General features: G+C 71.2%; 10 protein-coding genes, 1 tRNA gene, 1 pseudogene and 1 riboswitch. Of the genes and pseudogenes, 10 read left to right on the forward strand and 2 right to left on the reverse strand.

Annotated features, from left to right (window positions below):
• The 4 genes from ACPYOM_RS16195 to ACPYOM_RS16210 all read left to right on the forward strand — a co-directional run.
• Positions 1-1,677, forward strand: a 1,677-nt coding sequence (locus ACPYOM_RS16195) for an ABC transporter permease subunit (protein ID WP_481346750.1), incomplete at its 5' end; no start/stop codon positions are given.
• A 1-nt stretch (position 1,678) separates the two neighbouring features.
• The gene (locus tag ACPYOM_RS16200; protein ID WP_481341693.1) at positions 1,679-2,590 is read left to right on the forward strand and encodes a sugar ABC transporter permease; all 912 of its coding nucleotides are present in this window, start codon (positions 1,679-1,681) and stop codon (positions 2,588-2,590) included.
• Positions 2,587-4,479, forward strand: coding sequence for a glycoside hydrolase family 13 protein (locus ACPYOM_RS16205; RefSeq protein ID WP_481341692.1), 1,893 nt, complete (start codon positions 2,587-2,589; stop codon positions 4,477-4,479). Before ACPYOM_RS16200 ends, ACPYOM_RS16205 begins: the two co-directional genes overlap by 4 nt.
• Position 4,480: 1 nt before the next feature.
• Positions 4,481-5,494 (forward strand): LacI family DNA-binding transcriptional regulator, encoded by a 1,014-nt coding sequence (locus tag ACPYOM_RS16210; protein WP_481341691.1) that lies wholly within the window; start codon positions 4,481-4,483, stop codon positions 5,492-5,494.
• A 64-nt stretch (positions 5,495-5,558) separates the two neighbouring features.
• On the opposite strand, the gene otsB is transcribed toward ACPYOM_RS16210, so the two are convergent.
• Together otsB and ACPYOM_RS16220 are read right to left on the reverse strand one after the other, a co-directional pair.
• Positions 5,559-6,362, reverse strand: a complete 804-nt coding sequence (gene otsB / locus ACPYOM_RS16215; RefSeq protein ID WP_481346751.1) for a trehalose-phosphatase — start codon at positions 6,360-6,362, stop codon at positions 5,559-5,561.
• On the reverse strand, positions 6,359-7,837 hold the full coding sequence (locus ACPYOM_RS16220; protein WP_481346752.1) for an alpha,alpha-trehalose-phosphate synthase (UDP-forming): 1,479 nt from the start codon (positions 7,835-7,837) through the stop codon (positions 6,359-6,361). The genes otsB and ACPYOM_RS16220 overlap by 4 nt, the downstream gene beginning before the upstream one ends.
• A 289-nt stretch (positions 7,838-8,126) precedes the next feature.
• Here ACPYOM_RS16220 and ACPYOM_RS16225 point away from each other — a divergent pair, with 289 nt between their 5' ends.
• The 6 genes and pseudogenes from ACPYOM_RS16225 to ACPYOM_RS16250 form a co-directional block, all read left to right on the forward strand.
• Positions 8,127-8,558, forward strand: coding sequence for a CBS domain-containing protein (locus ACPYOM_RS16225; RefSeq protein WP_481341688.1), 432 nt, complete (start codon positions 8,127-8,129; stop codon positions 8,556-8,558).
• 63 nt (positions 8,559-8,621) lie between these two features.
• Entirely contained in the window at positions 8,622-10,466 is a 1,845-nt protein-coding gene (locus tag ACPYOM_RS16230; protein WP_481346753.1) for a serine/threonine-protein kinase, read from the forward strand.
• A 324-nt stretch (positions 10,467-10,790) separates the two neighbouring features.
• Positions 10,791-10,976, forward strand: a riboswitch (cyclic di-AMP (ydaO/yuaA leader).
• Positions 10,977-10,981: 5 nt separating this feature from the next.
• Positions 10,982-11,644 carry a transglycosylase family protein gene (locus ACPYOM_RS16235; protein ID WP_481346754.1) on the forward strand — a complete coding sequence of 221 codons (663 nt, stop codon included), beginning with the start codon at positions 10,982-10,984 and terminating at the stop codon, positions 11,642-11,644.
• Positions 11,645-11,835: 191 nt separating this feature from the next.
• Positions 11,836-11,908, forward strand: a tRNA-Thr gene (locus ACPYOM_RS16240).
• 52 nt (positions 11,909-11,960) lie between these two features.
• Positions 11,961-12,182, forward strand: a pseudogene (locus tag ACPYOM_RS16245) (hypothetical protein); the annotation flags it as partial.
• Between the two features lie 496 nt (positions 12,183-12,678).
• On the forward strand, positions 12,679-13,393 hold a 715-nt coding region (locus tag ACPYOM_RS16250), incomplete at its 3' end, for an aldehyde dehydrogenase family protein (RefSeq protein WP_481346755.1).

Genomic DNA, 13,393 nt, shown 5'->3' on the forward strand with positions numbered 1-13,393 from the left:
CCCCCCCCCCCCCCCCCCCCCCCCCCCCCCCCCCCCCCCCCCCCCCCCCCCCCCCCCCCCCCCCCCCCCCCCCCCTCGCACCACCGCCCCCAGCCCTTCCCTCCCGACGGAGATTCAACGATGAGTCGCTCTCCCTACGTCGTGCTCAAGTGGGTCGTCATCGCGGTCGTCCTGGCCGCCGTCGTCTACATGGCCGGCCTGTTCGCCGCCAACGGTCAGCTCATCGGCACCGTGGTGCTCGGGCTCGTCGGTCTGGCGGTGCTCCTCGTGTACTCCACGCGGCGCAACGTCCCGGCCAAGTACCTGTTCCCCGGCCTCGTCTTCTTCCTCGCCTTCCAGATCTGGCCGGCCGTCTTCACCGGCGCCACGGCGTTCACGAACTGGGGCGACGGCCACAGCCTGAGCAAGGAGGAGTCGGTCGCGGCCATCGTCGGCTCCTCGGTGGAGGAGGTGCCCGGCAAGCCCCGCTACGCGCTGAGCGTCGCGGTCAAGGCCGGTGACGACAAGGCCACCGGCGACCCGGTCTACATCCTGACCGACCCGACGACCAAGAAGGTCTACGCGGGGACCAAGGACGGCCTCACCGAGCTGCCGGCCGGCGACGTGACCGCCGGCCTGACCGGGAAGGTCACCGCGGTCAAGGGCTACACGATCCTCAACGGTCGCGAGGTCAACGGCCGCCAGGACCTCGACGACTTCTCCGTCCCGACGGGCGGTGGGGCCGCCATCAAGCGGGTGGGCCTGTCCGAGGCGTTCGAGGGCAAGCCGGCCGTCAGCTACGACGCGAGCACCGACCGGCTCACCGACAGCCGGCCGGTCGCCGACGGGCAGCCCGCGAAGGTGTACGGCCCGAACAACGCGTCGTGGGTCAACCTGGCCGACCCCAACGACCGGCTCCCGCAGGGCTGGAAGGAGAGCGTCGGCTTCAAGAACTTCTCGAACGCGCTGACCGACCCGACGCTGCGTTCCGGGTTCTTCAAGATCCTGCTGTGGAACTTCGTCTTCGCGGCCGTGTCGGTGCTCTCGACGTTCCTGCTCGGGCTCGCCCTCGCCCTGCTCTTCAACGACGACCGGCTCAAGGGCAAGAAGATCATGCGCGCGGTCCTCGTCCTGCCCTACGCGCTGCCCGGCTTCGTCACGGCTCTCGTCTGGGCCTCGATGTTCAACCAGCAGTTCGGGCTCATCAACAACGTCACCGGCCTGACGGTCGACTGGCTCGGCAGCGGCACGGCGGCCAAGGCGGCGATCCTCATCACCAACCTGTGGCTCGGCTTCCCCTACATGTTCATCGTGTGCACCGGTGCGCTGCAGTCGGTCCCGGGCGACGTCAAGGAGGCCGCGGCCATCGACGGCGCCACCGGCTTCCGGACGGTCCGGTCGATCATCATGCCGCTCGTCCTCGTCGCCGTCGGGCCGCTGCTCATCGCCTCGTTCGCCTTCAACTTCAACAACTTCAGCCTGATCTTCCTCATGACCGAGGGCGGGCCGTTCGAGGGCAGCCAGAGCGCCATCGGGTCCAGCGACCTGCTCATCACGTACGCGTACCGCCTCGCCTTCACGAGCGCGGCACCGAACTTCGGCTACGCGGCGGCGATCTCGATCATCATCTTCTTCATCGTGGCGGTCATGTCGTTCATCGGCTTCCGCCAGACCAAGGCCCTGGAAGAGGTGAACTGACATGGCGACGACCACGACGACGGCCACGACCTCGGCCGACCTCGAGCAGGCCAACGCGATCCACCCGGTCGGGCAGAAGCGTCGGTCCGGCATGTGGTGGAAGTACGTGCTGGCGGCGGTCGCCCTCGTCTGGGCGCTGTTCCCGCTCGTGTTCATCGTGTCGGCGGCGGTCAACCCGTCGGGGACGCTGAGCACGACGAGCCTGCTGCCGAACAACGCCGGTTTCGGCAACTTCGGCGAGCTGTTCGACCTGCGTCCGTACTGGTCGTGGTACCGGAACACGCTCGTCATCTGCGGTGTCGGAGCGTTCGCGAGCGTGATGATCGGCGCCTCCGCGGCGTACGCGTTCTCGCGGATGCGCTTCTACGGCCGCCGGGGCGGGCTCATGGCGCTCCTGCTGGCGCAGATGTTCCCCGTCATGCTCGCGTTCGTGGCGATGTACCTGACGTTCGACTACATCGGGGACTCCGTGCCTCCGATCGGCCTCAACACCCAGGCCGGCCTCATCATCGCCTACCTCGGTGGTGCCATGGGGGCCAACGTCTGGCTCTTCAAGGGGTACTTCGACACGGTGCCGCGCGAGCTCGACGAGGCGGCGAAGGTCGACGGCGCCAGCCACGCGCGCATCTTCTTCACGATGACGCTGCGCCTCGTCCTGCCGATCCTCGCGACGGTCGCGATGCTGTCGTTCGTCGGCCTCTTCAGCGAGTTCCTGCTCGCGAGCATCTTCCTCAAGGACGCGGAGAACCAGACTCTCGCCGTGGGCCTGTGGTCGCTGCTCAAGGCGGACAAGAACAAGTACTTCGGCCCGTTCTGCGCCGGCGCCCTCCTCGCGTCGGTGCCGGTCATGGCCCTCTACTTCGCCGTCCAGAGGTATCTGGTGGGCGGGCTCACCGCGGGCTCGGTCAAGTGAGCCCGAGCCCCGCACCGATCCCCACCCTCCTGTCCGAACCGCATCACGACGGTTCCGCCCGCTACGTCTCGAACCTCACGCCACGGTTGGGCGACACCGTCGACCTGCTCGTGCGCGTGCCGCTCGAGTGCGAGGTCGACGCCGTGCACGTGCGTACGGCGCCGGACGGCGAGCAGCAGTTCGCCAGGGCGCGCCTCGTGCGGACGACGGCCACCGACGCGTGGTGGAAGGCGAGCCTCGTCTGCCACAACCCGGTGACGACCTACCGGTTCCTGCTCGCCGGTGGCCCGACGAGGTACGCATGGCTCAACGGCACCGGCGTGCACCTGCGCGACGTGCCCGACGCGAGCGACTTCCGCCTCGTCGCGCACGAGCGCCCGGCGCCGGCGTGGGCCCAGGGCTCCGTCGTCTACCAGATCTTCCCCGACCGGTTCGCCCGGTCGGCCCGGGCCGACCGCCGCGCCGTGCCCGACTGGGCGGTGCCGGCGGCGTGGGACGACCCGGTGGACACGAGCCGGCGCGCCATCGCCCACCAGCTCTACGGCGGCGACCTCGACGGCGTCGTCGAGCGCCTCGACCACCTCGAGTCCCTCGGCGTCGACGTCGTGTACCTGACGCCGTTCTTCCCGGGCCGCTCCAACCACCGCTACGACGCGTCCTCCTTCGAGGCCGTCGACCCGCTGCTCGGGGGCGATGCCGCGCTGCGTCGCCTGACGACCGCCGCGCACGAGCGGGGGATGAAGGTCCTCGGGGACTTCACGACGAACCACACGGGCGACGCGCACGAGTGGTTCCTCACGGCGTCCGGACCCAACGGCAAGGGGACCCCGGAGCGCGACTACTACATCTGGCAGGGCCACGACTACGTCTCGTGGCTCGGCGTGAAGTCCCTGCCCAAGCTCAACCACCTCAACCACGGCCTCCGCCGGCGCCTCTTCGAGGACCGCTCCGGTGTCGTGCGCAAGTGGCTGGGGCGCTCGGGCGGGCTCGACGGCTGGCGCGTCGACGTCGCGAACATGACCGGCCGGTGGCGCGCCACCGACGTCAACCACGAGGTGGCCGCCCAGATGCGCGACGCGCTGGGGCGATGGGCACCGGAGGCGCTCCTCGTCGGCGAGCACGTCCACGACTACACGGTCGACATGCCGGGTGACGGCTGGCACGGCGTCATGAACTACGCCGGGTTCTGCAAGCCGGTGTGGACGTGGCTGCGCGAGGAGACCGGGGACCCGAACTTCCTCGGCGCGCCGGTGCCCGTGCCGCTGCTCGAAGCAGACGCCGTCGTCGAGACGATGCGGGACTTCACCTCCCGCATCGCGTGGTCCTCGCTCGTCCACTCGTTCAACCTCGTCGGCTCGCACGACTCGACCCGCGTGCGCACCCTCGTCGGCGACGACGACCGCAGGGTCGACGCGGCCGCCGGCCTGCTCTTCACGCTACCGTCGATGCCCATGCTGACCTACGGTGACGAGATCGGCATGCGGGGCAGCTTCGGCGAGGACGGCCGCCGTCCGATGCCGTGGGACGAGTCGGCTTGGGACACCAGGATCCTGGGGACCTACCGAGGACTGATCTCGGCCCGGAGGCGGTCCGCCGCGCTTCGGCACGGCGGTCTGCGCTGGGTGCACGCCGCGGGTGATGCCATCGTCTTCCTCCGCGAGACGGCCGACGAGGTGGCCCTCGTCCACGTCGCCCGCGCCGCCCACGAGCCCGTCGTGGTCGACAGGCGCCACCTCGGCGGCATCGAGGAGGGCACGTCGGCGTACGGACACCGTCCGAAGATCGGCGCCCGTGCTGTCACACTGTCGGCGACCGGCCCGGGGGTGCGCATCTGGACGTGGAGGCCCACCGACGGCGGCGCCAGGCACGTCCGACGGAGAGGGCACTGAGGTGAAGGCACGGCTGCGCGACATCGCCGAGCAGGCGAACGTGTCCGAGGCGACGGTGTCGCGCGTGCTCAACGGCAAGCCCGGCGTGGCCGAGTCGACGAAGCAGGCGGTGCTGACGGCCCTCGACGTCCTCGGCTACGACCGACCGAGCCGCCTGCGGCGCAAGAGCGCCGGTCTCGTCGGACTCATCGTCCCGGAGCTGACCAACCCGATCTTCCCCGCGTTCGCGCAGATCATCGAGAGCTCGCTCGCGCAGAACGGCTACACGCCGGTGCTGTGCACCCAGGTGGCCGGGGGAGTCCACGAGGACGACTACGTCCAGATGCTCCTCGAGCGCGGCGTCGCCGGCATCATCTTCATCTCCGGGCTGCACGCCGACACGATGACCGACCCCGAGCGCTACATCGCGCTGCGCGAGCGGGGGCTGCCGCTCGTGCTCGTCAACGGCTACATCGAGGGTGTCGACGCGCCCTTCATCAGCAACGACGACGTCGCGTCCATGGGGCTGGCCCTCGAGCACCTCGTGGCGCTCGGGCACCGCGAGATCGGCCTGGCCGTCGGCCCGGACCGGTACGTGCCCGTCATCCGCAAGATCGCCGGGTTCCGCCACTCCATGCAGGAGCTCACCGGCCGGCCCGACGTCGACGACCTCATTGAGCGGTCGCTGTTCTCGGTGGAGGGCGGGGCCTCCGCTGCCGGGCGGCTGCTCGACCGGGGGGCGACCGCTGTCGTCTGCGGCTCGGACCTCATGGCGCTCGGTGCGATCCGCGAGGCGCGCAAGCGCGGCCTGCAGGTGCCGCGCGACTTCTCGGTCGTGGGGTACGACGACTCGACGCTCATCGCCTTCACCGACCCGCCGCTGACGACGGTGCGCCAGAGCGTCAACGCGATGAGCGCCGCGACGGTGCGGGCGCTGCTCGACGAGATCGCCGGGCAGCCTTCTCCGCGTGCGGAGTACGTGTTCCGGCCCGAGCTGGTCGTGCGCGGCTCGACGGGCGCCGCCCGGCACCGTTGACCCGACACGCCGGACGCGGCGAACGTGGCGTGCGTGCGCCGGCGGTCAGCGCGCGCGCCCGCGGTCAGTCGGCCGTGTGCGTTCCCCGGCGTTCCTCGAGCAGGCTGGTGAGGAACCGGGCGACGGCGGGCTCGTCGTCGAGGCGGTAGCGGGCCGCGGTCGAGCCGGTGCCGACCTTGACCGTGACGTCCTCGGGACGCGTCATCCTCATGAAGGCGTCCTCGTCGGTGACGTCGTCGCCGAGGTAGACGCGAGCCGTGGCGCCGACCGCCCGGCCGAGGGCGGTGACCGCGGATCCCTTGTCCGCGTGGGAGACCGAGAGCTCGAGCACCGACTTGCCCTTGAGCACCTTGACGCCCTGGTGGTCGAGGGCCACGCGTCGGGCGTCCGCGATGGCCGCATCGCCGACCTCCCTCGGCAGGCCGCGCGTGTGCACCACGACCGCGGCCGCCTTGTGCTCGATGCCTGCGTCGGGGTGGCGCTCCTTGACGAGCGCCTCGATGTCTGAGCGCAGCTCGGCGAGGGTGACCTCGTCGTCGGGGGTGACGGCCGCGGCCTCCATCGCCGCGCGCACCCGCCCGTCCGAGGACTCCGCGCCGTGGCTGCCGATGAGCACGAGCGGCTCGTCCTCGGTGATACGGGTCAGGATGCGCAGCGTGGCGAGGTCGCGACCGGAGACAACGGCGACGGTGACGCCCGGCAGCCCGGCCAGGGCGCGCAGCGTGTCGACGCTGCCGGGCAGGGGCGCGGCGCGCATCGGGTCGGTGTCGAACGGCGCCAGCACGCCGTCGTAGTCGGTGGCGACGAGCAGCGTCGGCGCCGACGCCGCCTGCCGGAGGGCTGTGTCGGGCAGCGCGGACGCGCTCATGCCGTCGCCTCCCGACGGGTGGACCCGGGCGCGCGGCCGGCCGCGTCGTCGGGCACCGGATGCGGCACGTCGGGGGCCGCGTCGAGGGCGGCGAGGAAGCGCGCGGCCCACCGCTGGACGTCGTGGTCGGCGACGCGTCGGCGCAGCGCCCTCATGATCCGCTGCTTGTCCTTGGCCGGAGTGTTGATGGCGCGCAGGATCGTCTGCTTGAGGCCCTCGATGTCGTGCGGGTTGCACGCGAAGGCCTGGTGCAGCTCGTGCCAGGCGCCGGTGAACTCCGACAGCACGAGGGCGCCGCCGAGGTCGTACCGGCAGGTCACGTACTCCTTGGCGACGAGGTTCATGCCGTCGCGCAGCGGGGTGACGAGCATGACGTCGGCGGCCTGGAACAGCGCCGCCATCTCCTCGCGCGGGTACGAGTGGTGCATGTAGTGCACTGCCGGCGCGCCGATCTTGCCGAGGTCCCCGTTGATCCGGCCCACCGTCTGCTCGATCTCCGCCCGGAGGTTGCGGTAGGCGTCGACGCGCTCACGGCTCGGCGTCGCGACCTGGACGAGCGTCACCTCCGGTGGGCCGAGGCGCCGCTCGGACAACAGCTCCTCGTAGGCCTTGAGGCGGTGCCGGATGCCCTTGGTGTAGTCGAGGCGGTCGACGCCGAGCATGAGCACCTCGGGGTTGCCGAGGCTCTCGCGGATCTCGCGCGCCCGCGCCATGACCTCGGGGGTCCTGGCCAGCTCCTCCAGGCCGTGGAAGTCGACGGAGATCGGGATGGCCGCTGCCCGGACGCGCCGCCCGGTGCCCTCGACCGTGACGAGGTCCCGCTTCGTCGGTGCCCCGAGCAGCTGCCGGCACGCGCGGACGAAGTTGCGGGCGTCGGCCTGGCGCTGGAAGCCGAGGAAGTCGGCGCCGAGCAGCCCCTCGAGCAGCTGGGCTCGCCACGGCAGCTGGGCGAACAGCTCGACCGGCGGGAACGGGATGTGGTTGAACCAGCCGATCCGCACGTCGGGTCGCAGCCGGCGCACGAGGGCCGGGACGAGCTGGAGCTGGTAGTCCTGCACCCAGACGCGGGCGCCCTCGGCGGCCACCTCCGCAACGGCGCGGGCGAACCGCTCGTTGACGGCCTGGTAGGCGGCCCACCACTCGCGGTGGAAGGTGGCCGGCACGATGACGTCGTGGTAGATCGGCCACAGGGTGTCGTTGGAGAAGCCCTCGTAGTAGTCGCGGACCTCGTCGGCGGACAGCGCCACCGGGTGCAGGTGGATGCCGTGCTCGTCGAACGGTTCGGGCGCCTCGCCGGAGTCCCCGGCCCAGCCCACCCACGCGCCGGGCTGCGAGCGCATCACCGACTCCATCGCGGTGACGAGACCGCCGGGGGAGCGGCGCCACTCGCTGGCGCCGTCGTCGAGGACCACCTTGTCGACGGGGAGGCGGTTCGCCGCGATGACGAGGTCGAAGGTCTGCCGGTCGGACGGCACCGGGGATCAGCTCCTGTCGTTGGGGCGCGACGCCGCGGGTGACGTCGTGCAGGTCGTGCTGCCTGGCCACCACCCGGCATACCCACCGAGACGACTCGGGTGGCGACGGGCGGGACCGCGGCGGTCGCGTCGGCGCGAGGACGTGCCGGCGGATCGGTCTCACTCTAACGAGGGAACGGTGGCGCCCCGTCGGCGTGCGCTCTAGGGTCGAGTCAGGGCACCGCGCAGGGTCGTCGAGATCGACGGAGGCACGTGTCCGGGGCACTCACCCGAGGTGAAGGAGGTCGCCGTGAAGATTTCTGACGTGCTGAGGGCGAAGGGCGGCGGGGTCGTCACCGTCCGGCCCGACGAGACGGTGTCCGGGCTGCTCGCCGTGCTCGACGAGCACCGCATCGGAGCCGTCGTCGTCAGCTCCGACGGCACGACCGTCGAGGGCATCGTCAGCGAGCGCGACGTCGTACGGCACCTGCACGCCGCCGGGGCCGGCATCCTCGACGCACCGGTGTCGCAGATCATGACGAGCGAGGTGTCCACGGGCACCGCCGCGGACAACATCGCCGACCTCGCCGCGACGATGACCGAGCAGCGGGTGCGCCACGTGCCGATCCTCGACGACGAGGGCCGCCTCACCGCCATCGTCAGCATCGGTGACATCGTCAAGCACCGGCTGTCCGAGCTGCAGTCCGAGCGTGACCAGCTGCGGGACTACATCTCCCGCTGAGCCGACCTGCGCCACGCGCCGAGGTCGTCGGCGACACCCCCTGCGGTCGCATACCGTAGGAGCATGACTGCGTACGACCGGACCGAGCGGGTCGCCGCTCCGCGGTCCGGCCGGCGCACCGGCCCGCGCACCGGCGGCGTGCCCATCGGCGCCGGCCGCGACGCGTACGGCTCCGGGCGCATCGGACCGTACCGCCTCGTCGAGGAGATCGGCGAGGGCGGCATGGGCGTCGTGCACCTCGCCCTCGACCCGCGCGGGCGTGCCGTCGCCATCAAGGTGCTGCGGGCGCACGTGGCCCACGACGCCGACGCCCGGCAGCGCCTCATGCGTGAGGTCGAGACGCTCTCGCGCGTCCGCGACCCGCGCGTCGCGAGCGTCATCGACGCCGACGTCATGGGCCCGCGCCCGTACATCGTCACCCGCTACGTGCCCGGGCCGGCGCTCGACGAGATCGTCGAGGAGCACGGCCCGCTCCATCCGGGCGAGCTCGTCAGCCTCGCGCGAGGCGTCGCGGAGGCGATCCGGTCGATCCACGCGTGCGGCGTCGTGCACCGCGACATCAAGCCCGGCAACGTCCTCGTCGAGGAGGGCGAGCCGGTCCTCATCGACTTCGGCATCGCGCACGTGCAGGACGACGTCCGGCACACCGTCGGCGGTCTGGTCATGGGCACGCCCGGCTACCTGTCGCCCGAGCTCGTCGAGGGTGCCCCGATCACCGACGCCACCGACTGGTGGGGCTGGGCGGCGACGATCACGTACGCCGCGTCCGGTCGCCCCCCGTTCGGGCGCTCGCGGATGGACGCCGTGCTGAGCCGAGTGCGCGCCGGTGACGTCGACGTCGACGGTGTCGATCCCCGTCTCGTGCCGCTGCTGCGTGCCTCCCTCTCGCCCGACCCGGCCCGCCGGCCGCAGGCCGACGAGGTCATCGCCGCCCTCGAGCAGTACGCCGCCGGGCGGGCGGCCACCGTGCCCTCCCCGAGCGCCCCGTGGGACGACGGGCGCACCGAGGTCCTCGACGCCGCGGGCGACACGCAGGTCTTCCCGGACCGCGGTACCGCGGTCCTGCCGCCGGTGGCCCCGCCGCCGAGCCCGTCGCCGACGCCGTTCCTGACGCGGCCCGCCCCGGACGACGTCCGGTGGGCGCCGCCGCCGAGCGGGCCGCGTCGCAGCGCCGCGCCCCAGCACGACCCGGCACCGTGGGACGGTGACCGTGGCCGGGACCTCTACGACGAGCGCCACGGCCCGGGCGCCGGGCCCGACGACTGGGACGACGACTGGGACGAGGAGGAACCCGAGCAGGCCCCGCGCGAGGGTGACCCCCGCATCGGCCTGGCCATGCGCACCGGGCTGCTCGGGGCCGCGGGCATCGCCTGGGTCGGCGCCCTGATGTCCTGGCCGGGGTACGCGTTCCTCGCGCTGCTCGTGTGGTCCGTCGTCGCCCGCGCCACCGACCGGTCGGTGTCCGCGCTCGTGTTCCGTCGGTACGCCCATGGCCGCCGCGGCACCGACATCCCGCTCGCCGTCGTGACGAGTCCGTGGCACCTCCTCGTCGGCGCCGTCGCCACGGCCGTGAGCCTGGTGCTGCCGCTCGCGGTGGCGCTCGCGGGCATCTTCGCGACGGCGTTCCTGCTGGCCGGTGCCACCGGTTCCGACCTCGGGCCGGGATCGCCGACGACGCTCGCCGTCGGTGGCATCGCGGGGCTCGCCATGCTGTGGTGGGGTCCCGGCGGGGTGTCGCTGCGCCGCGGGTCCCGCTCGATCGTGCGCCGGCTCGTGCCGGTGGGGACACCGTCGCAGGTCGTCGCGGTGGCACTGGTCGTTGCCGGGCTCGTCGTCGGGCTCGTCGCCGTCGACCAAGGTTCGAGCCTGACCTGGCTGCCCTTCAGCGGCAACCCGTTCACCCGCTGAAGCGCTCGCGGGGTGGGTGTGGCGGCGTCCGTGGCGGCCGCCGTCCGGTCCTTGCCGATCGGCCCCGTTCGGTCAAGGCCAGATCTCGAGAAGATCACGAAATCATCTCGGATCGGGTTGTGGTTCATTCACTCGTCACGTACCGTCGTGCCTCGGCGGTCCCGGTTCTCCGGGCCGGAAAGGGGTGGTCTCGGGTTTCCGGGGTGTCCACCACCGGTAGGCGCCGTGCGTCCGGCCTCCACACGGCACGCTGGATAACTTCACATGGACACCCAGCAATCCGGTCCCTGAGCGCGCCGAGCCTCGCCAGCCAGGGACGCAGCCCACACCCGTGGGCCGGGCGAGGACGGGGGACCCAGTGTGGTCAGTGAGTTGTCATGTCGAAGACCGTCGTTCGCCGACGGTCGAGGGCCGACTCGACTGACCTTGGGGTGAAGCCGCAGCCGCGGCAGGGCACCTGACGTCCCCAACCCGACAGCTAACCCCGCAGGCGCGCGTCAGGAAGGAATACCCCTATGCAGTACCTGTCCAAGCATGCTGCCGCCAAGCGGGTCTCGATGAAGCAGCGCATCGCCGGAGTCGGCATCGCCGGAGCGGCCACCGTCGTCGGTGGCGTCACCGCCGCCGGGTCGGCCAAGGCCGCCACCGTGTGGGACGCGGTCGCCCAGTGCGAGTCCGGTGGCAACTGGCACATCAACACCGGCAACGGCTACTACGGCGGCCTGCAGTTCTCGAGCAGCACCTGGGTCGGCTTCGGCGGTCGCGCCTACGCCTCCCGCGCCGACCTCGCGAGCAAGGCCGAGCAGATCACCATCGCCCAGAAGGTCCTCGCCGTGCAGGGCCCCGGTGCGTGGCCGGTCTGCTCCAAGCGCGCGGGTCTGACCCGAGCCAACGGTGGCGCCGACGCCGCCGCGTCGCGCTCGAGCGACCGCAAGCCGGTCACGACGAAGAAGAAGGTCTCGAAGAAGAAGACCTACGCGACGAAGAAGACGACGAAGAAGGTCAACAGCTACGCCGGAACCGGCAAGCGGGTGACCGTCCGTCGGGGCGACACGCTGGGCACGCTGGCGCAGCGGTACCACGTCTCCGGCGGCTGGAAGACGCTGTACGCTGCGAACAAGGCTCGGGTGCACAACCCGAACCTCATCTACGTCGGCCAGGTGCTGCGTCTGCCGTGACGCTGTCTGACCGAGCCTGACCGGACGGCCTCGCGCGACCAACCCCTGGGTCCCGCGGGGCCGTCCTTCATGTGTCGCCCTGGTTCCATGGTGGGGCAGGGCTCCGCTCCTCGACCGGTCTGGGCCCGGAGGCTAGTGCTCGGTTACGCTGGCGCCCGACCGGGCGGGGCGATAGTCGCTCCACCGGTACCGCTGGCGTGGCGCAATTGGCAGCGCACCTGTCTTGTAAACAGGTGGTTGGGGGTTCGAGTCCCCCCGCCAGCTCTGTGCTCAGCGCGTCGGATAGTGCCCCTGACCTGCGGTTTCGCCGTTATGGGTGCGAGGGACGTCGAGGGACACGAGTGGAGGGGTAGGGGCGGTAAGCCACTCGGCCTCGCACGCAGATTGCCGGACTCGCTCGCCGCCGCTGCCCGTCCGGCAGCACGCAGGACGGCGACCAGAGTGTCAAGTAGGCCGAACCGCCGAGGGTTTCGGATACTTGCGAAGATTGCCCTCGAAACGATGGCAGGCCAGCTACATCGGGCCGGATCTCACTAGACACCGTGCTCCGCCCAAGCCAAGGCGCTGCTGGCCGGGGGTCCGGGCGCGGGACGCCGTGGGCAAGACCCGCAAGCGCGTGGCCATGGAGCTGGTGGCCGGCCTGGAGCGGATCCATGCCAAGAAGAAGGCCGCCGACACCGAGCTGTAGCAGCTCGTCGCGGCGACCGGGACCTCGCTGCTGGGCCTGCACGGCATCGGGCCTTCGGGTGTGGCCCGGCTGCTCGGCGACTCAGCTCGTAGCGGCGGGGCTGCTTTCGCCACTTCGCGCTGGGCCGCACCCCTTGGACCCAGAGCCAACCCTTATCGAAAGCGTGACCGACATGTCTGGCGTCGTGGCGGGCGACTCTTGAGCGCTTGACGACTCTTCGGCCCGGGCTTAAGTTGGACACCTGTAGAAAAACGCACCCGCGTCTACCAGCGAACCGCCTCCTGAGCATGGATCCGTCTGCTGAGGAGGCCCACCCGCGAACCTCCTCGCAACGAAGGGTCACCCGATGCCAGCCGGACAGACAGCAGAGATGTGGCGCGCCCAAGCGGAATCGCTGGCCCCGCCCCGGCTGATGGTCATCGATGGTCGCTGCCGGCCGGCGGCGGACGGACGCGTGATGGAGGTCCTGGCGCCTCGAGACGGAAAGCCCTTGGCGACAGTCCCGGACGGGACGGCCGTCGATGTCGACATGGCGGTCGCGGCGGCCCGGCGTGCCTTTGCCGATTCGCCCTGGTCCCGGATGTCCCCTGCGGATCGGAAGCGTGTGCTGCACCGTTTCGCCGATGTCATCGAGGCTCGCCGCGACGAGCTTGCCTTGTTGGTCTCGCTCGAGATGGGTAAGCCCATCGAGTATGCGCATTCGATCGAGATGCGGACGACCGTCGCGTGCTACCGCTGGTATGCCGAGTGGGCGGACAAGCTGACTGGTGAGGTGCCCGAGGTTGGCAGCAATGCGCTCGCGCTCGTCACGCGCGAACCGGTTGGAGTGGTTGGCGTGGTCGTGCCGTGGAACTTCCCCATGACCCTGCTGGCATGGAAGGTGGCTCCCGCTCTGGCGGTTGGATGCACCATCGTGGTGCGACCATCGGAGCTGTCGTCGCTGTCGGCCTTGCGGGTGGCGGAACTCGCGCTCGAGGCAGGTCTGCCCGATGGCGTGCTCAATGTCGTTACGGGCCAGGGTTCTACGACGCCGCGAGCCCTGGCACTGCACCCCGACGTCG

This window comes from Monashia sp. HAY1-2A, from assembly GCF_056755315.1.